Below are 26425 nucleotides of genomic sequence, written 5' to 3' on the forward strand. Positions count from 1 at the left end.
CCCCGACCGTCCCAAGGAGAAAACGCACGATGATGAGCCCGTCGCACCAGTGGCAGCAGGACGCGAACCGTCACTCGCAGCTCGTCGACCCGGTCGTCACCATCCAGGAGCTGTCCCGCTTCAAGCCGCTGCGCACCACCCGCATCGACTACGCCCTGGTCTTCACCACCGCGCACGGCGACCGTGACACGTACCTGCCGCCGAACCGCCCGAGCCGCACGGAGCTGGCCACCCGGCGCTGGACCAGCGTGTACGAGGTGGACATGGGCCTGCACGAGGCCGAGGGCGTGCTCGCGCTGCCCAGCAGCGACGACGCGTTCCTCTTCGAGGTGTCGCTGAACTGCAGCTGGCAGGTTGCCGCCCCGGCCGACTTCGTCGCGAGCGGCGAGCGCAACGTGCCCGCGATGGTGCAGCGCCTCGTCGACGGCCTCGTACGGCCGGTGCTGCGCGGCCACGCCATGGAGGACAGCGCGGCCGCGGAACGGGAGGCCCAGCGGGCCCTCGCCGCGGCCGGGCCGCTGGGCGCGGAGGCCGGGCTGCACGTACGGTGCGGCATCCAGATCCGCCGGGACGAGGCCGCCCTCGAGCACGCGCGCGAGCTGCGCGCGATCGAGTACGCCCGCCAGAAGCTCGACCCGCGGCACGCGCTGCTCATGCGGGAGGACGAGCTGGCGCAGGAACGGGCGCTCGCGCAGAGCGCGCAGCAGCACCGGCTGGACCTGCAGAACCAGAACCTCGGCCACGAGCGGGAGCTGGTCCGCGCCGGTCAGGAGCTGGAACTCCAGGAGATCGAGGCCCGGAAGATCGCCTACTACGCCTACTACCTGGAGCGCGGCGGCCCGTCCGCCATGGCCTTCCAGCTGGCCCGGCGCCCCGAGGACACCCGGCTGATCATGGAGAACCTCCGGGAGGACCAGCTGCGCGCCATGAACAACCAGCTCCAGGTGGCGATGCAGGCTCTCGGCGGCGGTCCGGGCGGTCTGGAGGAACACCAGCTGGACGAGCCGCGCAGGCTGGCGGCGAACGTGATCAGGGAGGTCCTCACGGCCAAGCTGGCCCCCGCGCCGGTGACTCCGCAGGTGCCGCAGCAGGCGCTGGCCGCCGCCGAGGGTCCGGCCGACGCGCACCCGGGCCCGGGGGAGGGGGAGGGAACAGGCCGGTACGGGGTTCCCGCGCCGGCTCCCGCCTCCGATGCTCGCCTGGACTCGGCGCAGGGGAAGACGGGTTCGGAGGGACATCAGGACGCGCCGGTCCCGCCGGTCCGGCCGGAAGAAGGTCCCCTGTTCGGCTACCCCGCACCGCCCGCCGGCCGATGACCGCCGCCGGGACACCGGAAGCCGCGGCCGGTGCGGCCGTCGCGGCCCCGCCGCCGGACCTCGTACCCGCCACCGCGGAGCGGCTCCTCGCGGATCTGCGGCTGGAGGCCGCCCGCGCGGACACCAAGGGCTCGGTGCTGGTGGCCGCCCAGGGAATGGCGGCGGCCGCGCTCGTCGGCGTCCTCACCGTACGGGGCTGGCAGCCGGAATCGCTCTCGGCGCTCGGCCGGGTGATCTGGTGGACCGGCACGGCGTGCTTCCTGCTCTCTTTGATCTCGCTGCTGATGGCGGTCATCCCCCGCTACCGGAGCCGCAGTTGGCGCCCGGGCCTGCCGCTCACCCACTTCGCCGACATCCACAGCGCCGCCCGCCTGGGGCAGGCGGCGCTGGCGGAGGCCCTGCGCGACACCGAGCGCGCCCGGGCGGCCGCCGTACTGCTGGCGCTCACGGAGAACAGCCGGATCGTCGCCGGCAAGTACGGGTGGCTGAGGGCCGGCATCGCAGGCTTCACCGCGTCGGTGATGCTGCTGCCGGGCGCCCTTCTCGTCGGCTGACCGGCAGCCGACACGTATCACCACGACCCAGGAGACGTACCGTCATGCCCGACCCGCACTCGCACTGGCCCGAGGCCACCCCCGACCCATCAGCACCCGCCTACCCGGGCGAGGCGCCCCCTCCGTACCCGGGCGAGGAAGCACCGCCGTACCCGGGCGAGGCGCCTCCTCCGTACCCGGGCGAGGAAGCACCGCCGTACCCGGGCGAGGCGCCCCCGCCCTACCCCGACGGACCAGCACCCGCTTACCCGGGCGAGGAGGCACCGGCGTACCCCGAGATCTCGGCACCCGCCTACCCGGGTGAGAAGGCGCCTCCGTATCCGGGTGAGGAGGAAGAGGCGCCGCCTCGCCCCGACGGGTTAGCCCCCTCCTACCCTGACGACCCTGCCCCCGCCTACCCCGGTGAGGAGGCGCCGCCCTACCCCGGTGAGGAGGCGCCTTCGTACCCCGAGGATCCGGCACCCGGCCTCTACTACGAGGCGCCGCCCGTCTACCCGGGCGACGGGGGGCCCGTACGTCAGGAGCTGGGCGGGGGAGCGGGGGAGCCGGAATCCTCGGACGAGTGGATCGACGGCCCGGGAGGCGGCACCCGGCTGCCGGACGCGGCCCCCGCCGCAGAAGTCAGCAACGGCCCGGACTCCGGCCCTGAGCAGGGTCAGGGTCATGACGGGCTCGACGGGGTCGAAGGTCAGGACGACCTCGCTCTGCTCACCGGCCGCCGCCACCTCAAATCCCAGCAGCGCGGCATGGACAGGGCCGCGCTCTGGCAGATGGTCGCGGCCTTTCCGACGGCGCTCGTCAGCCTCGGTGTGGTCTTCATCGTCTTCTCCCTCTTCAACCCCCTCGCCGGACCGGTCGCGGCGGTGCTGTGGGTGCTGTCCGGCCCGCTGGTGTTCCAGCGGAAGGTCGAGGCGGTCATCGCCCGGCGCATGCTCGGCATGCGCGAGCCCACGCCCGCCGAAGCGCAACGCCTCGACGCGGTGTGGAGCGAGGTGACCCGGCGTGCCGGGGTCACTCCCGGCACCTACCAGCTGTGGGTCCAGGAGCGTGCCGAACTCAACGCCACGGCCGCCGCGGGCCACATCGTCGGCGTCACCCGGCACGCCATGGAGCGGTTGCCCAACTCCCGGCTGGCCGCGGTCCTCGCGCACGAGCTCGGCCACCACGTCGGCGGCCACACCTGGGCCGGCATGCTCGCCGACTGGTACGCGCTGCCCGCCCGGACGGCATGGCGTCTGACCCTCCTCGGACTGCTCCGGCTGCTGCGGTCCGACCGGCCCGGGGTCATGGCCTGCGGCGGCTGCCTCACCCTCGTGCTCGGCTACATGGTGTTCGCGCTCACCTTCATGGAGTCCATGTGGTGGCTGACGGTCCCGCTCGCGCTCGGCCCGCTGCTCGTGGCCTGGCTGCAACGGCAGGCGGAGTTCCGGGCCGACGCGTATGCCGCCGGGCTCGGCTTCGGGCCTGAGCTGGAAGCCGTACTCGAAGCGGAGCACCAGTCCCTCCCCACCCCGGAGCCGGCCCCGGACCAGAACCCGACTCCGGCTCCGTACGTGAACCCGTACGCCACCCCGACCCCGAACCCGTACGCGACCCCCACCCCGAACCCGTACGCCACACCCAACCCGTACGCGAACCCGCGCCCGCCCCAAGCCCAGCCCCCGTACGGCGCGTACGGCACGTACGTCCCTCCAGTCCCTCCGGGTCCTCCGGTCCCGCCCGTGGTACCGGTCCTCGAAGCCGCGTCCCGTATGCCCGTACGCACGGCGCACACGGACTTCGCCGGCCGCCTGCAACGCCTCCGGCGCGCGCCGCTGCCCCTTCCCCGGTGACGGGTGGGGCACGGTGAGGGGATCGGTGGGCGACCGCCCCGCGGCGGCTCCGCGGGGGTCAGCCGCGGGGTGCGCTGCGGAGGCGGTTCAGGGCCGTGCGTACTTCCGTGGTCTGGTCCGCGTCGCGGCCGAGCCGGGTGACGAGGAGGGGGTAGAGGTTGGCCAGGGTGTCGAGGGCGGCTTCCGTCCGGCCCGCCGCTGCCTGAAGGATGCCCAGCCGGCAGCGTACGTCGAGCACGAACGCGTCGGCCGGGTCCTCCTTCGCGAAGGCGTCGGCGAGGGCCTGGTAGTCGGCGAGCGCCTGCTGCCGGTTGCCGAGCCTGAGGTGGCAGTACGCGGCCTTGGCGCGGCAGTCCCCGGCTTCGGTGGCGCGGTCGGCTCCGGCGGCCGTCAGTTCCGCGGCGAGGTCCGTGTAGAGGGGGAGGGCTTGTCCGAAGTGGCCGGCATCGTAGAGGGCGAGGGCCTGGCCGATGCGGATCTCCGCCGGCAGCAAGGGTGCCGGCGACACCAGCCCTGATGTGACCGTGGAGGAACCGTCGGCGTCGTGGCCCGGCGGAGAAGCGGCGACTGCCGCCGTGGCCGCGGTGGCGGTGATGGGCTCGCAGTGGGGTGCCAGCCGGTCCAGTACCGTGCGGGCCGACACCGGACGGTGGTCGGGGTCCTTGGCCAGCAGGTCCATCACGAGCGCCGCGACGTCCGCCTCCAGTTCCGGCCGCAGGTCGCTCAGCGGGAGGGGGCTGCGGTGGTGGTGCCCGTCCATGACGGTGGCGGCGTCGCCGGTGAAGGGCGGCTCCCCGGCGAGCATCTCGTAGAGCAGGCACCCGAGGGCGTACAGGTCGGTCTGCGGCACGATGGTGCCGCCGAACTGCTCCGGAGCCATGTACGCGACGGTGCCGAGGAGTTGCCCGGCCCGGGTGAGGCGGGGGTGGTCGGCCCCGAAGACCGCCGCCACCCCGAGGTCGAGGACCTTCACGCGGCCGTCGTCGGTCACCATGATGTTGGCCGGCTTGAGGTCCCGGTGGATCACCGGGTCCGCGTGCAGCCGGTGGAGGACTTCCGCCGTCTGCCGGGCGACCGACAGGGCCTGGTCCGTGGGGAGCCGTCGCTCGCTCTGGAGTATCTGGCCGAGGTCCCGGCCCAGGACCAGTTCCCAGACCATGTAGAAGTCCTTCGGGCCGCCCCTGAACTGCGCGTCGAGGAGTACCGGGATGTTGGGGTGGGTGAACCGGGCGCCCAGCTCGGCCTCCCGGCGGAACCGGGCGACGATGTCGTCCACCGTCAGATGCTGGCCTGGGGGACCGGTGAGCTGGTCCGGCCGGATGACCTTGATGGCTATGGACCGCTTCAGCTCGCCGTCCCAGGCGTGCCACACCTGCCCCATGCTGCCCTGGCCCAGCATGGTGCGCAGCTCGTACCGGTCGTCGATGGTCCTCATGCCGAAGGCCGCCCGTCGTCGGGCGCGGCCCCCGGAACGAGCCCGTCCGCGATCTCGGCGAGCGTCCCTTCACCGGGCACGCTCCAGCTGACGGGGCCGCGGGTCGCACTGGGCGCGTCCTCCCACTGGGCCTGGCGCCAGATCTCCCGTACGAGTCCGGTGGGGGAGTAGGTCTGCTGGTCGGCCTCCCAGAGCAGGGGGTGGCGCCGGTCGTTGGTCCAGGTGGCGAGGTAGCGGCGGGGGTCCTCGCTGAGCCACTCGCCGATGGCGCGTTCCTCGGCGGGGGTACTGGCCCGGTACAGGAGGCGGGTGCCGATGGGGATGCGGTTGTGGTCGACGAGGAGGGCGACGCTGTCGGGCCGGCGCGTGGCGGTGGGGCCGCGGCGGCCCGCCGTCCAGCGGGCGGCGGCCCGCCGGAGTTCCGGCAGGGCCGTGTCGACGAGTTCCCGGCACTTGTGTTCGTCGGCGAACACGCTGGCCAGGAAGAGGGTCGGGCCGTACAGCCGTGCCACGGCCGAGGCCAGGACGCCCACGCAGATCCCGGTCCACTCCCAGGCCTGGGCGCGGCTCTCCGCGGCTCTGGGGAGCGCCCATTCCTCGTTGGTGTCCGGGCCGAGGGCCTGGAAGACGAGGTGGCTCAGGAGCAGTTCACCGTGTTCGATCACCTCGCCTTCCGGGCGGGACACGGTGTGCGCCTGCTCGGCGAGGGCCGTGCGTATCTGGCGGTGGAGGAGGACGGCTTCCCAGATCTCCCCGGCCCGGGCCCGGTCGAACAGGCGGGTGTAGGCGCCGTACGGGGCGGCCCGGAAGAGGTACTCGGGATCGCCGGCCGCCCGGGCCGCGAGGGAGACGTCCGGATGGGCGCAGGCCAGGGCCAGGGCCGCCTCCTGCACCGTGCAGCCGACTTCCGGGGCCGGCGGCGTCCCGCCCTTGCGGTACACGTACTGCTTGTTCAGGGAGAGCGCGAAGTCCTCGCGGATGGCCTGCTGCCGCGGGTCGGTGGCGATCTTGTCCAGCGGGTCCGTCTCGTGTTCGTCCGCGGTGGTGTGCGCGAGCCGGGAGGTGAAGTCGGTCGGGGCTCCGCCCACGCAGATGACGCGGAGCGTGACGAGGGCGTCCCGTGCGGTGGCGGGGTCCCGCTCCATCGCGTGGGCGATGGACGCGAGGGTCTGCCCGCCGTTGACGACGCGGGCGTTGGCGAGCGTCAGCCGGACGGGTTGTCCCTGGGCGCGGCGGGCGAAGAACTCCGTGCCGACTGAGTCGCACAGCACGGTGATTCCGTTGTTGAAGTACCAGAAGTTCTCGGGCTGTGCAATGAGACCTTCCACCGCGGCGGATTCGGTGCGGTCCCTGTGGTCCGCGCGGGAACGCCGCTGCTGCGGCGCGAACAGGCGGTCGCCGTGGCTCGCGTACCAGGCGGCCGGCTCGTCCACGGCGACGTTCGCGACGTACGACTGGTAGGGCGTGTCGGTGCTGAACCAGCCGTGGGTGAGGGTGGCCGTGAGGTTCACCGGGACGGGCCGCGCCCGCAGGCGTGCCGCCGTGTGGAAGTCGGCGAGGCCGAGGGTGTGTACGCGGACGGGGGTGCGGTCGCGGAACCCGAATTCCTCGCCCACCCGCGCCAGGCGCTGCTCCGCCTGGTGTGCCAGACGGCCGTCCCCGGCCAGTGCCGCGACCAGGTGCACGGTACAGAGGGGGGAGCTCAGGGCTTCGTCGATGCGGTTGCGGAGCCGGTGGATGCGGTCGTTGGCGCCGTCGAGGCGGTGTTCGGCCAGGCTCCGGAGCGCCGATACGAGGTGCAGGGCGTTGGATTCCGTCAGCACTGCTCGCCCCGATTCGCTCCATTTCGCCTGGATGAACCAGATGTCGGATCCGCTCGGCGAGAAGGCGATGGCGTCGATCCCGTAGTCGCCGGGTCCGTCCGTCACCGCGGCCGCGGCCTCCTCCGGCCCGCAGCCGGTGAGGATGACCACGGCCTGGGCGGCCAGGGCGCGGGAGAAGAACACCATCTGCCGTACGTCGTCGATGTGGTGCGGGACGTCGTCGGTGTCGATGAGGGACGCGAAGGTGTGCCTGAGGTGGTCGCGCACGAAGCGCACTTCGCCCGGGACCATGCCGGTGGCGGCGTCTTCGTTCATCGGATGCTCCGTTCTCCCGGGCCCTGCGCCGAGCCGGGCCGTGTCCCGCTGAGCTGAGGGCCCTTCGTGTGCGGGTCCTTCGTGCGCGCCGTCGTACTCGGGCCGCTGGCTCAGTCGTGCGCGTACTCGACCGTCAGCGGGCTGGCCACGACGCACCGGGGTGCGTCGGCCGTGGCCGGCAGGTCGGCCGTGACCTTGGCGTACCCGTACACCCGGGCCGCACTGCCGACCTGTCCGTGGCGCGCGTCGAGGGCGGCCAGGAGGTCCCTGACCCCGCCGCCGCGCAGGTCGGTGGCGGGGGCGGGCACGTCGACCGCGACCGGATCGTGTTCGAGTGACAGGGCCTGCATGACGCGGCCCGCGCTCGTCAGGAAGGTGGTTCCCACGCTGGAACCGCCGTCGATCCCCTCCAGCGGCAGCCCTTCGACGTCTACGGGTGCCTGGCCCAGGAGGTGGCGGGCGGAGCCGTGCATCAGCAGACGGCAGCCCGTGGCGCGCTCGTGCTGGGGGTCCTCTCCCGGCGCGGGGTCGGAGAAGAGGACCATGTGCTGGTAGGTCCCGCGCGGTGTCACGCAGTGCAGCGGCGCTTCGAACCACACCCACTGGCCGGGGCGCAGGTTCGGCTCGGTGAACCACAGGGCCTTGTCGTTGAGGTGCTGGTCGACCCGCTTCAGGCGCTGGAGCCGGGCGCGTTCGGCATCGGCCGCGGCCGCCTCCACGTCGAGACCGCCGACCGGTGTGCTCAGGCGTATCGCGGCGGGCCGGGAGAACCGCCGCGGCTCCGGCAGGAAGGTGCTCAGCTTGCCGTCCGACACGTATACGAACTCGCGCATTTCCGCCCCCCGGGGTGCCGTTCTCTCCGAGGTCATCCTGCCATCGGCAATCCGTCGGCAGCGGGCGATCGGGAGATCCTGTACGCCGCCGGACCGGTGGCTCCTGCCGTGAAGTCGTCAGGCAGCCAGTCGGTTGGTCGGCCGGTCGGTTCCGTCAGTACGTCACGTGGAACTCGTTGCCGGCGGCGTCGAGGAACTCGCCGGGCTGCCCGGGCTCCCCGGACTGCCCGGCGCCGTACGGGGTGATCTCCAGCCGGAGCCTGTTGCGTGCCGCCTTCGGTGCCGCGGGCGGTCCCATCACGAGCGAGACCGGGCTGGTGGGAGTCCGGCGGAGCCGGAAGCCCCAGTCCTGGGATTCGGCCGTCGGCCAGCCGGCCCGGGCGGACCAGAAGGCCTCCTGCGCCTCGCGCTCCTCCACGGACACGTCGAGGCAGATCGCCACGAGGCCGGAGTCGGCGAGTACGCCGGGGTGGCCGGGGCGCAGCACGCAGAACTCGTTGCCCTCCGGGTCGGCCAGTACGTCCCACGGGACGTCCCCCTGGCCGATGTCGACGCGGGTCGCACCGAGTGCGAGCAGGCGCGCGACCTCGGCTTCCCAGCCCGGCCCCCCGGCCAGGTCGAGGTGGAGGCGGTTCTTGTGCGCCGGCTTCGGCTGCTCGGCCGGTACGAAGCGCAGTCGCAGGCCGCCCGTCCGGCCTTGGGTCGCGTCCTTCCAGAAGCGTTCCATGTCCGCGACGTCCAGCGCGTCGATCACGATCCCCGTCAGCATCCCGTCCCCCCAAACCGTCGAAGCCCTCGAAGCCCTCGATGGCGTAAAAGCCGTCTCGTCCGACACCCTGCCGACCAAGATCGCCGAACACAAGACCCGCGGCTCGACCCGGCCGGCTCGACTCGGCTCGGTCCGTGGGCGGGCGGGGGAGTGGTTTGACCCCTGTGGTGCCGCCCGCATAGCTCTCACTGGTCAATGTGGGGCCGGGCAGGTGGGCGGGACGTCGAGGGGGCGCGCTGAGAATGACGGGTGGTGGGGAGCGGCCGAATGGGAGTCGGCAGGGCCGGGGGCGGCCGGGCAGGCGGCGGCTGGGCCGGGAGTTCGGCTGGCTGTGGGCGGCGTACGCGGTCAGCGCGTACGGGTCCGGCCTGGGGTTCGGGGCGCTGCCGCTGATCGCCGTGCCGGTGCTGGGGGCCCGTCCCGCCGAGGTGTCCACGCTGTCCGCGGTGGGGCCCATGGTGGGCGCGCTGATCGCGGTGCCGCTGGCGCCGTGGGTGGAGTTCCGGCGCAAGCGCCACGTCATGATCGCGATGGACCTGACCCGGTTCGCGGCCATGGCGGCGATCCCGGTGGCCTACGCCTTCGGCCGGCTCGGCTTCGTACAGCTGCTCGTGATCTCGGCCGTGGTCGCCGCCGCCAAGATCGCGTTCGGCGCGGCGAGCGGGGCGTACCCGAAGGCCCTCGTACGGCCGGACGACCTGCTCGTGGCGAACGCGCGGTTCGAGTCCACGAACTGGAGCTCCATCGTGGTCGGGCCACCGCTGGGCGGGGCGGCGATCGGCCTGTTCGGCCCGGTGGTCACCGTGGTGGCCGACGCGCTGAGCTACCTGCTCTCCGCGCTGGGCATCGCCGCGATCCGCGGCCGGGAGGAACCGCCGCGGCAGCCGGCCGGCAAGAGCCCGGTGCGGGCGGGCGCACTGCTCGACGGCTGGCGGCACATCATGGGCGATCCCGGTCTGCGGGCGCTGTACCTCAACAACATGCTCGTGTCCGGTCTGATCATGGCCACCGAGCCCCTGCTGGCGGTGCTCCTCCTGCGCCAGCTCCACTTCCCGCCCTGGCAGTACGCACTCGCCTTCGCCGCGCCCTGTCTCGGCGGACTCATCGGCTCCCGGCTGGCCCGCCGTGTGGTTCACCCCGGTGCTCGCCACCTACCGGCTCGAACGTACGCCCGGGCATCTCGTCGCCCGTACCCTGTCGGCCTGGTCGGTCGGCCAGCAGGCGGCCATCGCCGTGTGCACCGCGCTCGGCGGGCTGCTCGCCGCCGCCACCGGCCCGCGTACCGCCCTTGCGGTGGCGGGACTGCTCGACCTGGCCACCCCGCTCCTGCTTCCCCGGAGTACGCGGACGGCCGAGCAAGAGGGGGAAAACGAGGTGCGCGCGATCTCTTCGGCGCCGGCAGGCTGCGCCGGTGAACCGTGAACAGATTTCCAGCATCGCCCTCGGTCAGCGCGTCGGCGATCTCGCCCTCCGCGAGTACCCCGGGCAGCACCTCCGCGAACAACGCCTCCCGCTCCACGGCGTACCCCTTCCGTGTGACTCTCCCCGGCCCCGGAGCAGCAAGAATGACGCAACCCGCCCCCGCCCGGCGGAAGTTGGGACACTCCGGAGGCCGCGAGCCCTACGAGGCCTGCGGCGGGTCTGCCGGGAGTGGATAGCTTGGGCGCCCACGAGCCGTAGAGCAGCCTGGAGGAAGCACGCATGTCCCACTCCGAGTCCGACTCACCGCAGCACCGCATCTTCGCCATGCTCGACGCCGATGGTGACGGAGTAGTATCCCGGACGGAATACCTGGGGCGGGTGGACCGCGTGGCGCTGGCCGTGGGCCGCGACGCCGGTCATCCGGCCGTCGTCGCCTCGCGGGCCGCGCACGAGGCGGTCTACACGGACATGGACGGCGACCAGGACGGCCGTGTCACCTTCGAGGAGTACCGTGCCTGGGTCGGGCACGACGCGTTCGAACGGTCCTGCCGCCGTGCTCTGGGTTCCCTGTTCGACATCGCCGACGTCGACGCCGACGGGCGCCTGGACCGTACGGAATTCACCCGCCTGCGCGCCGCGGCCGGAAACAGCGAAAGCGATGCCGCCGCCGCTTTCGACGGTCTCGACACCGATGGCGACGGACTGCTGGACCGGGACGCCTATCTGGCGGGGATCCGGGACTTCGTCATCACCGGCAGCTCGCCCATGGCCGCCGCGTACGGGACGGATCGGCCGCTGCTCGACACCCACGGTCGATAGCTGCAGTCGGCAGTGCCGGCCGCGTCGGCATCGTGATGACGGACTTCCCCGGCCGGGGTCTGGTGAACCCGATCATCGACCAGAACGAGGACAACGCCGTCAAGGGCGGCAACCGGATGATCTGGCTGGTCAACGGCGACAAGACCTACGCCAACAGCCTGTGCAAGGGCCGCTGCACCGTGCGCGGGCCGGAGTTCGACACCAAGACCGGTGGCCTGGTCACGCAGCGCCCGTGCCAGTCGAGCCTGCCCAGCAGCCACCAGTGGGGGGCCGAGAGCCTTCGTACGACGGCAAGGGTCACTTCTGGGTCAAGGCGAGCAACGGCAGTGCCTGACCGTTCCCTGCAACAACGGCACCCCGCCGGGCTCCGGCACCCCGCTGTTCTGGTGGGACTGCGAGACCCGCTGGTTCTCGGGCAGCTAGATGTGGAACATCATCCCGACCAAGCCGGCCACCGATTCCGGATCCCCGCCGGCTTGAAGGCACGCCGCCAGGCCGTCCTTCCTTCCGGAGGGGCGGCCTGGCAGTCGTTCGCGTGCATATGGTCTACGGGTCTACGGGCCTACGGGTGTGCGTGCCCCTGTGCCTGCCTGCGGACCGCGGGTCAGGCCACGGCGTCGAGGATCGGGGTCCAGGTGGCGCCGGTGAGGACTGCCACCGCCTGCTTCTCGGAGAGCGGGGGAGCGGCGCGGGTCGGCTTCGGGGTCTCGGCGCCGCTGCCGCCGCCGGTGCTGTTCCACTGCACCATCTGGAGCTGGGCGCCGGTCGCCTTCATGGTCACCGTCACCGTCCAGCGGTGCGCGGTGCCCGCCCCGGCCGGCTGTTCGGCCGCGTTGCGCTGGGACATCACCACGGCCCCGCCGGGAACCGCGGCACTGTTCGGCAGCTCGCTCAGCTCGCAGGTGTCGCCCTCGGCGCGCGCGGGAGTCTGCTCGCAGCTCAGCCCGTCTCCGTCCGCGAGCGGCAGCTTCAGCCGTACGGCTTGTCGGGCATGTTCCCGGTCGGGCGCTCGCCGGTGCTGCTCCGACGCCGCAGCGTGAGGAACGTGCGTACCAGCACTGTCTGGGCGTAGGCCGCCGGGCTGTCGGCGGCGGCCACCCGGCGCCAGTGCACGTACACCCGGCTGAGGGTTTCCTGAACCAGGTCCTCCGCGAGGTGCGTATCGCCGGCGGCGAGTGCGTACGCCGAGCGGTAGAGGGCCTTCGCTCTCGCTGCCACGAACTCCAGGTACGCGTCCTCCTGTGCTGATTTCACTCGGTCCCCGCCTGTTCCCTCGTTCTGTGATCCCCGTGCATACCCCCCTTGACTACGTGAGACCTCGGGATGTCGCGCGGCTGGAGCGCCTCCCTTCGAACGTCTTCGCGGAACGCGCCCTCTTCCCCGGTGGCCCGCCGGGATTCAGGAGCGCGGCGGCAGCTTGTCGTGGATCTCCCGGACAGTCTCGCCGGTCGCGTCGGTCTGCGTCCGAGGGGGTTCGCCGCCGGCGCCGTAGACCTTCATGACCCTGAGGAAGCGGGCCTCGGCCCATTCACCGGTGTCGGGAGTCGATTCGGAGAAGACCCGGAAGGGCACGACGTCATGGTCGTCCTCGTCGTAGGGGGAGGCGGGGTGCCTGAGGTAGAGGGTGATATCGAGGGTGTAGGGGTCCGCCTCGGGGGTCGTCCCGGACCAGGTGGGCTGAGTGACCCTGATCGACCTGATCTTGTCGAGACCGGTGGCTTCGAGGGAGTACGTCGCGGCGTTTGCGGGGACGGCGCAACCGTCCCCCTGGTAGTCGGCACCGCTGTACAGGGTGACCTCTCCCGGCTCTGCTGGCTGCTGCATCGTGCGTCAGTTCCCTTCGTGTGGTGGGCGCGGGCGTCGGTCGGCCCGTGCGTCATCTATCTGATCGTGTCCGGGCGGATCTGACGGCCGTGCTGTTCCGTGCGGGCGGGGAGCTCACCCGATCGGCGAGCGGGGCCGTCCCGGACTCGGGCCGCTTCCCGGCCGCCCGGGTGTGCCCCGACGGGCGCCCCGACCCGCGCCTCGACACGGAGGTGTAACCGCCGATACAGCGGCGCTATAGTGCCGCGATATCTCGCGCTCCCAGTCTGTGAGGCAAGCCCGCGCCGGAGCGTTCCGGCCCCCCTCTCCTGGGAGTTGACCCATGCGTCGTCGCCTCGCCGCCGTCCTGGCCGCCTCTGCCGCCGCACTCCTCGCCCTCGCCACCCCGGCCGGCGCCGCTCCCGCCGACAAGCCGCAGGTCCTGAGCAGTTGGACCCAGCCCACCACGGCCAGCTACAACGCCTGGGTGTCGGCGAACAACAACAAGGGCGCCTGGTCGGCGTACGGATTCGACTGGTCGACCGACTACTGCTCCAGCTCCCCGGACAACCCCTTCGGCTTCCCGTTCCAGACGGCTTGCGCCCGCCACGACTTCGGCTACCGCAACTACAAGGCCATCGGCACCTTCAGCTCCAACAAGTCGCACGTCGACGACGCGTTCTACAACGACCTCAAGCGCGTCTGCAGCGCCTACTCGGGCCTGAAGAAGACCTCCTGCGACTCGACCGCCTGGACCTACTACCAGGCCGTCAAGGCCCTCGGCGTCAGCCCCGCCGTCGACGGCACCGCCGACACCAGAACCGCTGCCGCCCGCTGAGGAACGTGACGGCGGGCCTGCCGGCAGGCGGCAATCGCCATTCGGCAGGCCTACCGGTCTGTTACGGCACGGGGGAGGGTGTCAGCCCTTGCCCGTCGTGTCGGTCAAGAGGTCGGCCAGGCCGGCGGGGTGGCTGAGAGCCACGCAGTGGCTCGCGGCGATCTCGTCGGGGACCACTCCGAGGCGTTCCCGTACGAGCCGGCGCAGGAAGCCGGGCGGCAGGAACCGGTCCTCGGTGCACAGTACGAAACGGGTCGGCACGGGCGGCCAGGCGTCGAGCGGCCACGGCTGGGCCGATGCGGACTGCGACGGGTGCGCCCGTTCCCTGCCGATGGCCTGCTCGGCGAGCTCGCGGGGTACGTCGTGGTAGAACGCGACGTAGGGGTCGGCGCTGCCGGGGAGGCCGCCGTCCCGCAGGGCCTGGCTCCGTACGGCCTCGCCGTAACCGGTGTTGCTCCACCACTGGTCCGGTGATTCGCCGGGCGCAGGCACCATCCCGGCCACCAGGACCAGCTCCTCGACGGGCCTGCGGACGGTGACCAGGGGCGCGGTGAACGCGCCGAACGACTGGCCCACGACCACGAGATCACGCCGGTCGCCGACGGCCTCGGCCATGGCGTCGGCGTAGTCGTCCAGCGTCAGCGAGTCGTCGTCACCCGGAAGGTCCGGAGCCACCACGTCGTGCCCGCGCGCCCGGAGCTCCTGTTCGACCAGATGCCAGTACCAGCCGACGTCACCGGCGCCGTGGATCAACACGAACGTACTCACCGCATGGCTCCGTTCCCCAGCACAACAGGAGCTCCGGCTCCGATCGAAGCCACGTCGGACCGCTTCGGCAGTTCGCCATCGCCCACCACTCCAACCTCACCGCTGGCCATCAGTCGGACAAGGGCAGCGTGCCCGCAGTGAGAAAGAACGTGACGGCGTAGGTAAAGCGACCTGCGCGCACGGCATCGTCGAACTGGGCTACGAACCGCTCCGCGTCCACGAGGTCGAGGTGACCCCGGGCTGCGGCCGTGTGTGCCCAGGAGCGCAGGCCCATGACATGGTCGGCCGCCGACGGGTCGCGCACGACCAGAGTCTGGGCTTCCACGATGATGTCGTGAAGGCCGCGGGCCGCAAGCAAACCGGCGTGCCGGTGGGCCAGCGAGCCGTTACGCAGGCCCACGTCAGCCCTGAAGCGCAGCACCCGGCGGGCGAGTTCCTGGTCGCCGATGTCGAGTACCTGGGTGTCGTAGTCCGGGTCTGCCAAGGCGACCCGGCCGCCGGGGCGGACCACCCGCAGCAACTCGTCCAGCACCCGGGCCGGTTCAGCGACGTGCTGCAGGACCCGGTCAGCCCAGGCGCCGTCGAACCGACCCGCTGCGAACGGCAGCCGGTGCCCGTCCGCGACAGCGGCGTGCGGCAGTCCTCGGTCCCGGGCCTGCGCGATCATCGTCAAGGAGTTGTCGACCGCGACGACCTCGACGCCACTGCGCGAGCGCAGGGCCGCGGCGGCGTCCCCGGTACCCGCTCCGACCTCGAGGAACAGCCCGCCGGGCTCGGCACGCAGAAACTCTTGCAACCGCTGCTTGTAAGCGGCGTAAAACGGCTCCGCACTAAGCCGGTCCAGGACCTGAACCCACTCGGTGGGCCGGGGCTGCGTGTCCACCGAAGTGAAACCGTGAGCCAAACCATGATCGTTCATGGGAGCACGCTAGACGTGCTCACCAAGGCGGTGAACCATCCCAGACAAACACCTGCTCACCGTCGACGGTCTCCCAGAACGGGTCGGTCGAGAGCACCCGGGACAGCCGCAGGATCCGCCGGTAGAGGTGCGACAGGGCCTCGGCCTGCTCGGCTGAGCTCCGCCGCCTGACTTTGGTCCGACCGGCTGGATGTGCCGGTGGTTCGTGCCGGGGTGCTCCGCGGCGCGGCGGAGTCGAGGTTATGAAGGGTATCGAACGGAATCGGATGGAAGTTCGCCATCCGATCATTCCCGCACATCAACCTCAGGAGTCGCATGATGCGCCCCATCGGAGCGGCCTGCCTCGGCACGGCCACGCTGGTCACCCTCCTCGCCTGCACCCCCGTCGCGGCCGCCGCGACGGACACCGGTTCCGCCCAGGCCAGAGACAAGGCCCGGAACATCACACTCCTGGCCGAGGTACAGCAGCTGACCCGCTTCCCCGTCACCCCCGGCAGCGTCTCGCAGGGCGATCAAGTCGTCGTCCGCTCGGACCTCTTCGACGAGGCGCACAACAAGGTCGGCGAGACCCACGGCACCTGCACCACCACCCGGGCCGGCGCCGATGAAGCGGAGCAGTGCGTCGTGACCTACGTCCTCCCGGGCGGCCAGCTCACCGTGCAGGGAATGTACTTCAACTACCTCGACCAGGGTCCCTTCGACAACGCGATCACTGGCGGCACCGGGAAGTACAAGAAGGCTCGCGGCTGGGTCCACTCCGACACGATCGCCACCACCCCCAAGGTCGTGAGGCGCTTCACGATCCACCTCGCCTGACGAACCCAGACGTCCACATAACCCCGGAATCCGGCCTTCTCCCCTCGCGTCGCACCATTGGAGACGGTCGTACGAAAGGAAGTGCGGGTCAAGGGGATGCGGCCAGCCAGCACCGCTCCACCAGCCGCTTCCCCCTTCGACCGCACCCCCTCGACCTTCGCCGGCACCGCTTCCAGGCCCTACAGCCGGCAGCCGGTCAGCTCTGCGCTGTCGGGCGGACCACGATCTCGTTGGCGTCCACGTCCGCCGGCTGCTCGATCGCGTAGGCGACCGCCCGTGCCACCGAGGCGGGTGCGATGCCGACCTCGTCAGCTCCGAGGTGCGCGAATGGTGGCCGCGGTTCGAGGTGGGTGGCGGGCCTGGGGGCGATCTATCCTCTTCCCCTGCCGATTTTGTAGGGGGAACAGCGTGCAGAACGCCATCGTCACGCCCGAGGGCGACCGGATCCGTTGGGTCGAACTGCCGGGGCGCGAGCCGGTCCGGGTCTACGTGCACGGCCTCGGGTCCACGGCCCCGGCCTATTTCGCGGCCTCGGCGGTGAATCCGCTGCTGGCCGGACACCGCTCGCTGCTGATCGACCTGCTCGGCCACGGGCACAGCGATCGGCCGGCGCACTTCACGTACACGCTGGAGGCGCACGCCGACGCGCTGGCCGCGGCGCTGACCGCGGCGGGGGTGAGCGGTGCTCAGGTGATCGGGCACAGCATGGGCGGCGCGGTGGCCATCGTGCTGGCGGACCGTCACCCGCAGCTGGTCTCCCGGCTGGTGCTGGTCGACGCCAACCTCGACCCGGTACCGGCGGGCCCGGCCGCGCCGGGCAGCAGCGGACTGACCTCGTACACGGAGGAGGAGTTCCTGGCGGGCGGCTGGGCGGAGGTCCGCGACCGGGTCGGGGAGCACTGGTGGTCGACGATGCGGCTGGCGGGACGGGAGGCGCTGCACCGGACGGCCGTGCACCTGGCCCGCGGCACGGATCCGACCATGCGGGAGACCCTGCTGACCCTCACGATTCCCCGGACCTTCCTCTTCCCCGAAGCCGACGGCGAACTCCCGGGCGCCGACGCGTTGACCGCGTCCGGCGTCCGCGTCCAGGCCATCCCGTCCTGCGGCCACAACATCATGCTCGACGCCCCGGACGCGTTCGCCGAAGCCACCGCCAAGGCCTTGGCCTGACGCCACACGCGCCGGGGGGTGCGGGATCGCCCCCCCGGGGGGTTCCGTACGCCGTATCCGCCTCGCCGCGTCCGGACTGCGGTGAGGGTCCCGTCCGGAGGCGGCGGATGGGCGGTGCTTTCGGCGGAGCTGTCAAAGGGGTGCCGGCGACTACGAGCGCTGCCCGGCCTCCTCGGCAATCGCCCTCTCAGACGTTCAGTCCCCGGTCGTCGGGGGCTTGCTCACGGCTCGGTGGTGAGCACCAGGACGGAGCCGGCACCCACCGTCAGCGTCTGTCCGCTGGTGAAGTTCTTCGTCACCGTGCCGACCTTTGTGGGGAACCCGTTGGCGTCGGTGGTCGGGGTGGCGCCGTCGGTGTAGAGGTACTTGTTGAGGGTGATCCACCCAGTGGGCTCGGTCAGCCTCACCGCCTGTGCGACGGACGTGCGGTTGACGAGGACGAACGTCCAGCCCCCGCCGGGCAGTTGTGCAGCCAGCACGCGGACGCCCGTCGGCTCGGCGGGCGCATGGATGACGGACCCGGACGGCAGGTACCGGGTCAGCAGACTCCAGGTGTAGAACCACGGCCGTAGCGCCGTGGAGTGGGCCGACACCTTGTCAGGGTCGTCGTTGCCCCGCCCCCACATCCCGCAGAACGTGGTCGAGGAATAGCCGTCGAGGCACCAGGCTGCTGCTCCGTCCACGCCGCTGCGGGCTTCCTGCACCGCCAGATCCGCCATGCGCAACGGCTGGGTCGTGTCGAGCGCGAAGCGGTAGTCCTTGCTGCCGTCCGGGTACTGAAGCGCCTTCGTCCCCGTCTCCCCCAGCAACACCGGATCGTCGAGCGTCGCCAGCCGGATCTGGGACACCGCCTCGTCCATCACGGGCTCGACGTACGCCGGGTCCGCGCCGTACAGCTCCTGGCCGTAGAAGTGGGCCTCGCTCGCTCTCAGCAGGCCGCTCTGTGCAGAGCGCAGCCACCAGGAGTTGTTGCCCTTCCAGGTGCCGGTGTTCATGCCGGCCTGTGTCTGTGCCAGATCGTTGAGTGAGTCCTCGATGGTCGTGCTGTTGTTGGCGATGTGCATCGACCCGATCGAGTGTTCAAGGGTCGAGGAGGCCACGGACAGGCGGAGGTACTTGCTGCCGGTGATGCCGGAAGCGGTGTAGGTGTAGCTCCACATTCCGCCTCCATCCTTGCCGGTGACCAGGGCGACCGGCGTCGGCGGCGCGACTGCCAGGTTCTTCCAGACCGTGCCGTCCAATGAGGTCTGGAAGGTGATCGCCGTGTCGGTGGCGCTGTCCGCGTAGATCTGCGCGGTGAACGTGTTGAGTGCGGCGAGCTTCCAGACCAGGGCTGCGTTGCACCCGGAATTGCACTCGGGTGCGGTCTGGCCGCCGAGGTCACCGCCATAGGAGCTGATACCGGCCTCAGCACTGTCGGCGCCGGAGATGACCGTTCGGGTGGTGTCCACCTCGGCGGTTGCGAAGGCGGACGCGAGGGCGGTAGTCGCTGTCTGCCAGTCGGCGTACGTGTAGGACTTCGAACCGTTGGCGACGTTGGGCTCGTTGACACCGACCCAGTACGCCGGCGCGGCGCCGGCGGCCTGCAGTTGCTTGACCAGCCTCGTTTGGACGGCGGCCGTGTTCGGGGAGGTGTAGGTCAGGTTGTCGATGCCGAACAGTCCGCTGACAACCGGCACGCCCTCGTCCACATAGTGCTTGATCACCTTCTCGGCGTTCAGGTAGGCGGCGCTGGTGAAGTCGTAGGTGCCGCCCGCATCTGTGCCGCTCCAAAACCAGGGCAGGTTGAACATGACCCGGACCACGCCCGGCTTCATGTAACCGGTGCGGGACACCATCCGATTCCAGTCAGCAGTGTTCCAGCTCGTGCCGCTCGGCGGCTGGGGGTTCTGGTTGTAGCCCAGTCCGATCCAGTGGCTGCTGACCACATCGTCGGTGGTGGCGGCGGCACTCGGGGCCGGGGCTGCAAGCCCAGTGCTGAGCGCTGCCGCGGCGGTTATCAGGGTCGCGCACAGCGCCCGGCAGACGGACCGGGCGGGCCGGAAACGTAAGAGCGATCGGGAGCGCATGGATTCCTTCCAGCGTTGTGTGTCGGGGGAGGGCAGGTCGAGACACGCCCTCCAGAGCAAGATGGGCATGGCTCGTGGTGCTCCGAAACGTCCACAGCTGACGGCCGCCCCGGAAGCCGCTCCCTGCCCGATAGGCGAGCCACCATGCAACTCGCCCTGGTAGAAGTCCAGTTCAACCATGAGATGCGTGACGGCCCTGTCCTAGCATGACTCACTTCGGCTGCAGGAGTCACTGCGTTCGGCGGACCGGCTCGGGTAGACCCAGAACCCGCGGGCTACCAGGCCAGATAGACCAGGCAGACTCCGGCGCCATGTTCTCCGTACAGACGTCGCCCAAACCGGCTACTGATCCCCCGACTGATTGACCAGCAGGCAACCCCGACCACCACCGACCTCATTCTCACCGCGCACGACGGTGCCACCTTCGACTTCGCTCATCTGGCCGCGGCGCTGTCGGGGCTGCGCTACCGGGCAGACACGGCAGTACACGTCACCGAGGGGCATTGGCGCCGCGACACCGCACTGCCCACCGACCCGGACGACTACACCCGCTCGTTCCTCGGATACGTCCATTCCTGGCGCGGCACGCCCGAAACACATGACGGCGAACCGGCGAACACAGCATCGGCCAGCGACCCTGAGTACCGCCGCCACCTCGCAGTGCATTGTGCCGCCATGGATCCCTTCGTCACCTGCTACGTCACCGCCGCTGCAGAAGTCGAAGACGTGCAGGACTTCCACGACCGTCATCGCGCCGGAGCCGCGGCCCTGCGGAACGCCGACCTGGAGCAGCTGGCCGGCAGTGATCCTCGGTACGTAGCCCCTTGGGCCCTGTCCGCTATCACTGCAATCCCCCTCGACGCCGGCGAGATCGACGCCTGGTACGAGGCCCACTTCGAGCAGTGAGAGTTTGACCCAGCACGTTCTGTGACGGGTCCCAGCGAGAGCGAGAGCCTGCTCGTTGGGCCCCGGCCGAACCGGGAGGGGAGCTGCGCGACCGGGCCGAGTCGGTGATCACGGCCTGGGTTACTCCTTGCAGTCAGGGCCAGGCTCACATCCAGTGGCGCTAATGTGCTGCTCCGCTTGAGCACCCATCCGCCAGCCAGTGCCTCAGCTACGTTGAACCTGACAGCCATGCCGCTGACCCTACGCGGCCGCCACCCTTGTGCCGGACGGCACGGCGGCCATCACGAAATGTCCGCCACAGCCGATTTCGCAATCCCCATCAGCACGGCACCGCAGCGGCGCGCAGATGCCCCTCACCCCGTGCCGGCGTCCTGACGACCCGCGTGCCGAAGACGTGGACGGCCCGGTGCCGGGACAGGTCTCAGGCGCGCCCATTCCCAGACTTCACTCCCGGCTGCGCCTACATGGCCCGGCTTTCTGCGGGGCTGTGGGCATGGGCGCGTACGCGCTGTCGTCGGGCAGGCGGAGCGGCGGGCGTCGCGGGGGAACGGCTTCGCGGCGTCACGGTCCGGAACCGGAGGGATGCGTCCGGCGCTCAGCTGCTGGTGATCGTCGGGGCGAAGGAGACACCGAGGGCGGCTGCTGTCACTTCGTGGATGGCGGTGCGTACGCGGTCGGAGGCCCATTGGCCGGATGCGACGGATGCCGTCCCGATGAACACCTGCGGGTTATGGGTGTCGGGGAGGGCGAGGGCGTGGAGTTTGGTGGCGTGGATCAGCGCGATGAGCGGTGCCGTGCGCTCGTCCGGGCGGGCGCCGTCCAGGACGACGGTTCGCGGCCGGCCCCGCAGTTCCCGCTCGGGTGCGCCGTCCGCTTCCGGGTAGCGGCGTACGGGGACCACACCCAGTATCCGCCGCCCTGCTGCCAGGATGCCGCGGTCACACAGGCTGCCGACCGCCGCCTCCAGAGCCTTGGAGCGGTCCCTGCCCAGCCACTCGGTCACCCGGCCCACGGTCCGCTCGCCGCGCCACTCGCCGATCAGACCCATCCGGCCGTCGAGGAGCGCGTCCCCGGTCGGTGTCGTGTCGAGGAGGGACAGGTAGCGCTCCGAGACGCGGATACGCCCGGCCAGGACCAAGTCGATCAGCAGACCACCGGCTGTTGCCCATCCGACCTGCGTCCGGTGTCGTACGGCACCGGACGCGTCGTCCGTGGCGAGCAGCACGACTTCCTCCTGACTGAACAGCAGGTCATCGAGCGGGCGAGGAACCCCGTGTTTTTCAGCTGCACCGGCACCAACAAATCTTGCACGTGTGGCGGCCAATGCCTCTAAAGCTGCACCAGCCCCGCGCCGAAAGGGCGCGCGTGGGCGAGGCCCGGTGCCAGAGCGCTCTGGGGCAGAACCCCCGGGTCGGAAAGCCCGTCACCCCTTCCGCAGGCGGCGCACGTCGCCCGCGTCGGGGTCGCCGAGCAGCGTGAACAGTTCGGGGTGGCTGCGCGTGCCCGCGACCGACAGTCCGTCGGCCGAGTCGCAGGCCTTGACGTCGAGTTCGACGCCCTCCCGCCGGTACTCCTGCCGCTCCCGGAAGCGCCACGTCCCTGTGCCTGTGCACCTCGCCAGGTCGAAGTGCTCTGCCTCGTAGGCCAGGCGTGTCACCTCCGCGCGCCCGTCCGGATGGAGGACGACGGTCGCGCCGTCTCCCTTCCAGGTGCCGACGTACCCGCTCGAGCCCAGCTCGGGGGCCTCGTACGGGGCGAGCCAGCCGCTCTGGGGCCCCAGCACGGCGACCGCCAGGATCAGCGCCGTCAGCCCGCCGGTCACCGACGCGCCCCACTTCCACCGCGCGCTCTCGGCCATCCGCCGCCTGTGGAACCAGACCGAGGCCAGCAGCGGCAGCACGCCGCTCGCCGCGATGACCGCCCAGCACTGTACGTACGGCACGTCCAGGAGGACGGCGGGGGCGAGCGCCGCCAGGGCGGATAGTACGAGCAGCCAGCCCGGCACGACCACCGCGCGTGGCAGGCGGATCCGGCACCGGGTTGCCCGCGACAGCAAGGCGACCGGCTTGGTCAGCAGCAGCGCGTGCAGCACGCCGAGCCCGAACGGCGCCACCGGCAGACAGCAGCACAGGAAGAGCAGCGCACCGAAGGCTCCTCCATATCCGGCACCGTAGTCGTCCTGGCTCTGCGTGTGGACCACTTGCACGATCCCCGCCAGGAGGACCTGCCCAGCGCCCACCACCTCGGCCCCGGGCGCGGCTGTGTACCACCAGCCGGGCGCGGCCGCTCTGCCGTCGCCCTCGCCGACACTCTCGTTCCCCACGAAAACCCGCCCCCGAATTGAACACGTTCAACAGGGCAGACCGTACACCTTCCCGTCGGGGCTGCCGCAGCGGGCTCGGCCTGGGCATGTCGGCACCGGCGGACATAGTTCGGGCTGTGGACCTGAGACCGGAGTTGCTGCCGCCGCCTGTGAGCCGGCGAGGGCTGGACGAGCTGTGCGCCGAGATCGACCGGATCGCGGACCTGTGGGCCGCCCGTTCGGAGGTGGCGGACGAGGCGACGCGGCGTTCAACGCGATGACCGGTCACCATTACGTGGCTCTCGACTTCGCGGAGTACGACGGAAGCAGGAGCCTGCAGGAGTTCGCGAAGGAGGCAGCCCGGCCGGCTCGTCCCGGGTGACGATCTTCTGGAACGACGGCAGCAAGACGGTCATCGAGGGGTCGTCCCTCTCCGGTGACACGCGGTACTACAGGCTCGACGGCGGCGAGGTGGTCGGTGGAGCTTTCGCCGGCGGGTGGGCGCAGGGGGGGGGGCGGCCGGACGACGACTCCCGTGGCCGAGATCGGCGCCGCCTGCATTACGGGCGGCGTCATCAGCTACACCTCGACAGTCGATGACTTCGCGGTTGGCGACGTGTAGAAACCCGGACGGGGCATTCCCCGGCCTGCCCCGACGTGGGCCGGGGCCTGCGCCTGGGCGAGATGGTGATGGGCACCTGCCGGTTGGTGAGCCGCCGGTCAGGGCTGAGGCATTCTCGGCACTGCCAGCTCCTCATTTCGGGGTGTCCAACCCTGGCCGGTGATGATCCATTGCAGCTTCGACCGCTGTCCACGGTCCCTCCTCGTCTGTCCGGATATCGCCGCTGCGCCTGGACGTCACGGCCGAGGACGTACCCCAGTTCGGTCAGGGGCCAGCTGCGGCGGCCGGCTGACAGGCGACTTTGACGACTCCAGCGCGGGCCACCACCACCTGGTGGCGGCCCGCGCTGACGTGCGTCCGGGGAGCCCCCGGGTGCCCCGCCCACGCGGCCGGGGCACCCGCACGTCAGGACGTCGGGACGGTGACCGAAGCAGCGGAGTATTCGCCGTACCAGCCGCGGTACGGCGGGTTGAACTTGCCTCCAGCCTGTGTGCCGAAGATGTGCACGGCCATCGTGGGCTTCTCCTCCGGGGACGTGACGGCGTACTTGTACACGGAGGCCAAGTCGTCGCGCCCGTCGCCGTCGAAGTCGCCGCTGGTCAGCTGCATGCTCTTGGCGGACCCCCAGCCGAGCTCCCTCCACCCCTGGAGAGGAGCGTTGAAGGCGCCGTTGGCCTGCGAGATGAAGGTATGTACGCCGACCGAGCCGTCCGCGTAGTCGTACAGGGCGCCGATGTCGTCGCCGCCGAGACCGTCGAAGTTGCCGCTGACGATCGTCGTCCGCTCACCGCTACCCCAGACACCGGCCTCCACCCTCCAGGAGCCGAAGGAGGCATTGAAGGTGCCGTCCGCCTTCGCGGTGAAGGTGTGGAGGCCGAGATCGCCATCGGCGTAGGTGTACAGGGCGGCGATGTCGTCGCGCTGATCGCCGGTGTTGAACTTGCCGCTCACGATCTTCATCTGGCTCGTCTTGCCCCAGCCGGGGAGGCTGTCGAATGCGCGCACCGGTCCCGTGAACGTGCCGTCGGGCTGGGCGAAGAACGTGTAGAACGACCAGTCGTCGCCCGCGCCCGCGCGGGTGTAGAGCGCGGCGACGTCGTCCCGCCCATCGCCGTTGTAGTCACCACTGGTGAGACGCATGTTGCTGTAATCGCCCCAGTCGGAGTTGGCCTTCCAGGACTTCAGGCCCGGGAAGTAGCGGCCGTCGGGCTTGCCGACGAACGTCTCGAAGGAGAACGACTTCTTGCCCTCGGCATCGAGGCCGTTGTCGTTGAGGGTGACGATGTCGAGTACGCGGTCGCCGTTGAAGTCGCCCTTGACGGACTTACGGGAGAGCGCGGCCGGGCTCTTGAAGTCGGAGTGCTTGGGGTTGCGGAACGTGTTGTACGTAGTTGCCCCGAAAGTGAACGGCTGGTTCATGCCCTTGTCGTTGACGCCGCTGTACTCGTACAGGAACGGGATGTCTGTCCGATTGTTTAGGGTCAGATCGTTCTGCTCGCGCAGCCAGTCCCAGTTGGCCTTGAACTCGAGGTAGATCCGCGGATCGGTGATGCGCAGCGCCGACTCGTCGGCGACCCCAACGGCCGTGTTGTTGAAGTTGTCGGAGCCGGTGTGCACGACACGGTGTTCACCGTCGGTGTCGTCCCAGGACAGGAGTACGTACTTGGAGTGCAGGCCGCCCGAGATCCCGTTGAGCTGGTTCGTCGTGACCGTCCACAGCTGGACGTCCCGGTCCGGGTGCGCCGCGTTCGGTTCCAGGGCCACCGCCTTCGCCGAGGTGCCGGCCGTCACGATCCGGAACTTGCACCGCTTGCCGTTGGCGCCGACCTCGTCGACCTTGGCCAGGAGTGCGTTGTCGACCTCGATGCGACCGCCCCACGAGGCCATCGCGATGTGGACCTCCGGGCCGGTGGAGCAGTCGAGCGCCTTGATGCTCCTGGCGACCGGGTCGTTGAGCACGCCGCTGTCGCTCCTGGCCTTCCGCGGGTAGCGCCAAGCGGCGACCGTGCCCCCATGGCCGCTGAAGTCGCCGGTCCCGGCGGTGTCGACCTCCGGCCAGAGGCTGTTAGCCCCGCCCGCGAGCTCCTTCGCGCGCATGGTGTTCCAGGTGTGCTCATACCCTTGGTAGATCTGCGCGTCGCCCGAGCTGATGACCATGTTGTCCGCGAGCCCGGGAGTGCTGCCACCCAGGTTGTGCGAGGACTGGACCACGACGTTCGTTGTCGTTGTCTTCGTCTGGCCGTCGTACACCTCGCTGAATAGCCAGAACTTGTCGTGATTGATTTCCTGGGTCTGCATGCAGCCCCGATTGCAGAGGACCACGCGCGGCTTGCCGTCCGGGGCGTTGCCGAGAGCCTGTGCTAGGCGGGCAGCCTCCGGGACGATGGTCGTTACCGGGGGGATCGGCTCCGTCGAGGAGCCGTCGCACTTGGACCTGAACTCGCCCCATGGGCAGCGCTCGCTCAGGACCCGCACATCGACCTTCCTGTCGTTGGCGGCGGTGATGAGCGCGTTGTTGACTTCCTTGTCCTCCATGTCGTACAAGGACACCCGGATGCTGGTCGTCGAGGTCGCCTGGCCGATCAGCTTCAGGAGCCGGTCCTCGATGGCCCGGTCATGGCCGGCGGTGCCTCGCGGAGTCGGCTTGTTGAACACCACCTCCAGCGACGGCGCGGTCTCCGCCGCCGCCGACGGCGCCGATATCGACACGACAGCCGCTGTCATGGCGCTCAGCGCCAGCGCGGCAAGCCTTCTGATTCTCAAAGATCCACCTCAGTGCCGTTAACGTCTGCGGCCCGCCGGAGCCCGGCGGGCCGCAGAATCTTGACGGAACGTTACGACATGGCGATGACAAGGTGAGCGCCGGTTCGGCCGAGGGTGACGCTGGAGGGGGTGGTGGTTGGTGTGCTGCAGCGGCAAGTCCACCCTCGCGAGTACCTGGCCGGCCACGCAGGTCTTGGAGCTCGATGCCTTCCGGGCGATGGTCTCGGAAGGCTTATCCATCAAGTACAGCGTGTTGAACTGAGCCACCCTGATCGGGTGACTTCCGACTGTGGTTTGCCGGGGGTGTGAGTGTCTTCCGGGGCAGTCG

The 26425-nt window shown here is 70.6% G+C and carries 21 protein-coding genes and 2 pseudogenes; 9 read left to right on the forward strand and 14 right to left on the reverse strand.

Features of this window, described 5'->3' with window-relative positions; translation table 11 throughout:
- The first annotated feature begins 29 nt into the window (after positions 1 to 29).
- From OG764_RS37280 to OG764_RS37290, 3 genes are read left to right on the forward strand one after another with little or no spacing between them, the layout of a single operon-like run.
- The gene (locus OG764_RS37280; RefSeq protein ID WP_328972763.1) at positions 30 to 1316 is read left to right on the forward strand and encodes a PE-PGRS family protein; all 1287 of its coding nucleotides are present in this window, start codon (positions 30 to 32) and stop codon (positions 1314 to 1316) included.
- A complete protein-coding gene (locus OG764_RS37285; protein ID WP_328972764.1) occupies positions 1313 to 1870 on the forward strand; it encodes a Pycsar system effector family protein in 558 nt (185 codons plus the stop codon). The genes OG764_RS37280 and OG764_RS37285 overlap by 4 nt, the downstream gene beginning before the upstream one ends.
- A gap of 44 nt (positions 1871 to 1914) precedes the next feature.
- Positions 1915 to 3702, forward strand: coding sequence for a M48 family metalloprotease (locus OG764_RS37290; protein ID WP_328972765.1), 1788 nt, complete (start codon positions 1915 to 1917; stop codon positions 3700 to 3702).
- Between the two features lie 58 nt (positions 3703 to 3760).
- On the opposite strand, the gene OG764_RS37295 is transcribed toward OG764_RS37290, so the two are convergent.
- From OG764_RS37295 to OG764_RS37310, 4 genes are all read right to left on the reverse strand, one after another.
- Positions 3761 to 5137 carry a serine/threonine-protein kinase gene (locus tag OG764_RS37295; protein WP_328972766.1) on the reverse strand — a complete coding sequence of 459 codons (1377 nt, stop codon included), beginning with the start codon at positions 5135 to 5137 and terminating at the stop codon, positions 3761 to 3763.
- Positions 5134 to 7275 carry an AIPR family protein gene (locus OG764_RS37300; RefSeq protein ID WP_328972767.1) on the reverse strand — a complete coding sequence of 714 codons (2142 nt, stop codon included), beginning with the start codon at positions 7273 to 7275 and terminating at the stop codon, positions 5134 to 5136. The genes OG764_RS37295 and OG764_RS37300 overlap by 4 nt, the downstream gene beginning before the upstream one ends.
- A 110-nt stretch (positions 7276 to 7385) precedes the next feature.
- Positions 7386 to 8108 carry an SAVMC3_10250 family protein gene (locus tag OG764_RS37305; RefSeq protein ID WP_328972768.1) on the reverse strand — a complete coding sequence of 241 codons (723 nt, stop codon included), beginning with the start codon at positions 8106 to 8108 and terminating at the stop codon, positions 7386 to 7388.
- Positions 8109 to 8262: 154 nt separating this feature from the next.
- Positions 8263 to 8877: a VOC family protein gene (locus OG764_RS37310; protein ID WP_328972769.1), complete on the reverse strand. Its 615-nt coding sequence runs from the start codon at positions 8875 to 8877 to the stop codon at positions 8263 to 8265.
- A gap of 242 nt (positions 8878 to 9119) precedes the next feature.
- Here OG764_RS37310 and OG764_RS37315 point away from each other — a divergent pair.
- Together OG764_RS37315 and OG764_RS37320 are read left to right on the forward strand one after the other, a co-directional pair.
- A pseudogene (locus OG764_RS37315) lies at positions 9120 to 10299 on the forward strand (MFS transporter).
- 279 nt (positions 10300 to 10578) lie between these two features.
- The gene (locus OG764_RS37320; protein ID WP_328972770.1) at positions 10579 to 11118 is read left to right on the forward strand and encodes an EF-hand domain-containing protein; all 540 of its coding nucleotides are present in this window, start codon (positions 10579 to 10581) and stop codon (positions 11116 to 11118) included.
- Positions 11119 to 11722: 604 nt separating this feature from the next.
- On the opposite strand, the gene OG764_RS37325 is transcribed toward OG764_RS37320, so the two are convergent.
- The 3 genes from OG764_RS37325 to OG764_RS37335 all read right to left on the reverse strand — a co-directional run bounded on the left by OG764_RS37325 (position 11723) and on the right by OG764_RS37335 (position 12942).
- Positions 11723 to 11965, reverse strand: a complete 243-nt coding sequence (locus OG764_RS37325; protein WP_328972771.1) for a hypothetical protein — start codon at positions 11963 to 11965, stop codon at positions 11723 to 11725.
- A gap of 122 nt (positions 11966 to 12087) precedes the next feature.
- Positions 12088 to 12372 carry a sigma factor gene (locus tag OG764_RS37330; RefSeq protein ID WP_328972772.1) on the reverse strand — a complete coding sequence of 95 codons (285 nt, stop codon included), beginning with the start codon at positions 12370 to 12372 and terminating at the stop codon, positions 12088 to 12090.
- Between the two features lie 144 nt (positions 12373 to 12516).
- A complete protein-coding gene (locus tag OG764_RS37335) occupies positions 12517 to 12942 on the reverse strand; it encodes a hypothetical protein (RefSeq protein WP_328972773.1) in 426 nt (141 codons plus the stop codon).
- Positions 12943 to 13264: 322 nt separating this feature from the next.
- On the opposite strand from OG764_RS37335, the gene OG764_RS37340 reads away from it, so the two are divergent.
- The gene (locus tag OG764_RS37340) at positions 13265 to 13759 is read left to right on the forward strand and encodes a phospholipase (protein WP_328972774.1); all 495 of its coding nucleotides are present in this window, start codon (positions 13265 to 13267) and stop codon (positions 13757 to 13759) included.
- An 81-nt stretch (positions 13760 to 13840) separates the two neighbouring features.
- Here OG764_RS37340 and OG764_RS37345 read toward each other — a convergent pair whose 3' ends face one another.
- Together OG764_RS37345 and OG764_RS37350 are read right to left on the reverse strand one after the other, a co-directional pair.
- A complete protein-coding gene (locus OG764_RS37345; RefSeq protein WP_328972775.1) occupies positions 13841 to 14527 on the reverse strand; it encodes an alpha/beta fold hydrolase in 687 nt (228 codons plus the stop codon).
- Between the two features lie 109 nt (positions 14528 to 14636).
- Positions 14637 to 15446 carry a methyltransferase domain-containing protein gene (locus tag OG764_RS37350; RefSeq protein ID WP_328972776.1) on the reverse strand — a complete coding sequence of 270 codons (810 nt, stop codon included), beginning with the start codon at positions 15444 to 15446 and terminating at the stop codon, positions 14637 to 14639.
- 315 nt (positions 15447 to 15761) lie between these two features.
- Here OG764_RS37350 and OG764_RS37355 point away from each other — a divergent pair, with 315 nt between their 5' ends.
- The gene (locus OG764_RS37355; RefSeq protein ID WP_328972777.1) at positions 15762 to 16262 is read left to right on the forward strand and encodes an allene oxide cyclase barrel-like domain-containing protein; all 501 of its coding nucleotides are present in this window, start codon (positions 15762 to 15764) and stop codon (positions 16260 to 16262) included.
- 196 nt (positions 16263 to 16458) lie between these two features.
- Here OG764_RS37355 and OG764_RS37360 read toward each other — a convergent pair.
- Positions 16459 to 16572 (reverse strand): annotated as a pseudogene (locus tag OG764_RS37360) (oxidoreductase); the annotation flags it as partial.
- A 98-nt stretch (positions 16573 to 16670) separates the two neighbouring features.
- On the opposite strand from OG764_RS37360, the gene OG764_RS37365 reads away from it, so the two are divergent.
- On the forward strand, positions 16671 to 17435 hold the full coding sequence (locus tag OG764_RS37365; RefSeq protein ID WP_328972778.1) for an alpha/beta fold hydrolase: 765 nt from the start codon (positions 16671 to 16673) through the stop codon (positions 17433 to 17435).
- Between the two features lie 221 nt (positions 17436 to 17656).
- Here the strand turns inward: OG764_RS37365 and OG764_RS37370 are convergent, their stop codons facing one another.
- Positions 17657 to 19504: a hypothetical protein gene (locus OG764_RS37370; protein ID WP_328972779.1), complete on the reverse strand. Its 1848-nt coding sequence runs from the start codon at positions 19502 to 19504 to the stop codon at positions 17657 to 17659.
- Positions 19505 to 20179: 675 nt separating this feature from the next.
- Here OG764_RS37370 and OG764_RS37375 point away from each other — a divergent pair.
- Entirely contained in the window at positions 20180 to 20410 is a 231-nt protein-coding gene (locus OG764_RS37375) for a hypothetical protein (protein ID WP_328972780.1), read from the forward strand.
- 595 nt (positions 20411 to 21005) lie between these two features.
- On the opposite strand, the gene OG764_RS37380 is transcribed toward OG764_RS37375, so the two are convergent.
- From OG764_RS37380 to OG764_RS37390, 3 genes are all read right to left on the reverse strand, one after another.
- Positions 21006 to 21635: a GOLPH3/VPS74 family protein gene (locus OG764_RS37380; RefSeq protein ID WP_328972781.1), complete on the reverse strand. Its 630-nt coding sequence runs from the start codon at positions 21633 to 21635 to the stop codon at positions 21006 to 21008.
- Positions 21636 to 21833: 198 nt separating this feature from the next.
- Positions 21834 to 22733: a hypothetical protein gene (locus OG764_RS37385; protein WP_328972782.1), complete on the reverse strand. Its 900-nt coding sequence runs from the start codon at positions 22731 to 22733 to the stop codon at positions 21834 to 21836.
- Between the two features lie 1006 nt (positions 22734 to 23739).
- Positions 23740 to 26058 (reverse strand): hypothetical protein, encoded by a 2319-nt coding sequence (locus OG764_RS37390; protein ID WP_328972783.1) that lies wholly within the window; start codon positions 26056 to 26058, stop codon positions 23740 to 23742.
- Positions 26059 to 26425 lie beyond the last annotated feature (367 nt).

Origin of the sequence: Streptomyces sp. NBC_00239, from assembly GCF_036194065.1 — a bacterium.
In the GTDB taxonomy this organism is placed as follows: domain Bacteria; phylum Actinomycetota; class Actinomycetes; order Streptomycetales; family Streptomycetaceae; genus Streptomyces.

Bases quoted from the DNA above. Each gene is read 5' to 3' on its own strand.
- OG764_RS37280 (WP_328972763.1), top strand. From the start codon at position 30: ATGATGAGCCCGTCGCACCAGTGGCAGCAGGACGCGAACCGTCACTCG.
- OG764_RS37285 (WP_328972764.1), top strand. From the start codon at position 1,313: ATGACCGCCGCCGGGACACCGGAAGCCGCGGCCGGTGCGGCCGTCGCG.
- OG764_RS37290 (WP_328972765.1), top strand. From the start codon at position 1,915: ATGCCCGACCCGCACTCGCACTGGCCCGAGGCCACCCCCGACCCATCA.
- OG764_RS37295 (WP_328972766.1), bottom strand. From the start codon at position 5,137: ATGAGGACCATCGACGACCGGTACGAGCTGCGCACCATGCTGGGCCAG.
- OG764_RS37300 (WP_328972767.1), bottom strand. From the start codon at position 7,275: ATGAACGAAGACGCCGCCACCGGCATGGTCCCGGGCGAAGTGCGCTTC.
- OG764_RS37305 (WP_328972768.1), bottom strand. From the start codon at position 8,108: ATGCGCGAGTTCGTATACGTGTCGGACGGCAAGCTGAGCACCTTCCTG.
- OG764_RS37310 (WP_328972769.1), bottom strand. From the start codon at position 8,877: ATGCTGACGGGGATCGTGATCGACGCGCTGGACGTCGCGGACATGGAA.
- OG764_RS37320 (WP_328972770.1), top strand. From the start codon at position 10,579: ATGTCCCACTCCGAGTCCGACTCACCGCAGCACCGCATCTTCGCCATG.
- OG764_RS37325 (WP_328972771.1), bottom strand. From the start codon at position 11,965: ATGTCCCAGCGCAACGCGGCCGAACAGCCGGCCGGGGCGGGCACCGCG.
- OG764_RS37335 (WP_328972773.1), bottom strand. From the start codon at position 12,942: ATGCAGCAGCCAGCAGAGCCGGGAGAGGTCACCCTGTACAGCGGTGCC.
- OG764_RS37340 (WP_328972774.1), top strand. From the start codon at position 13,265: ATGCGTCGTCGCCTCGCCGCCGTCCTGGCCGCCTCTGCCGCCGCACTC.
- OG764_RS37350 (WP_328972776.1), bottom strand. From the start codon at position 15,446: ATGAACGATCATGGTTTGGCTCACGGTTTCACTTCGGTGGACACGCAG.
- OG764_RS37355 (WP_328972777.1), top strand. From the start codon at position 15,762: ATGATGCGCCCCATCGGAGCGGCCTGCCTCGGCACGGCCACGCTGGTC.
- OG764_RS37370 (WP_328972779.1), bottom strand. From the start codon at position 19,504: ATGCGCTCCCGATCGCTCTTACGTTTCCGGCCCGCCCGGTCCGTCTGC.
- OG764_RS37375 (WP_328972780.1), top strand. From the start codon at position 20,180: ATGGATCCCTTCGTCACCTGCTACGTCACCGCCGCTGCAGAAGTCGAA.
- OG764_RS37390 (WP_328972783.1), bottom strand. From the start codon at position 26,058: ATGACAGCGGCTGTCGTGTCGATATCGGCGCCGTCGGCGGCGGCGGAG.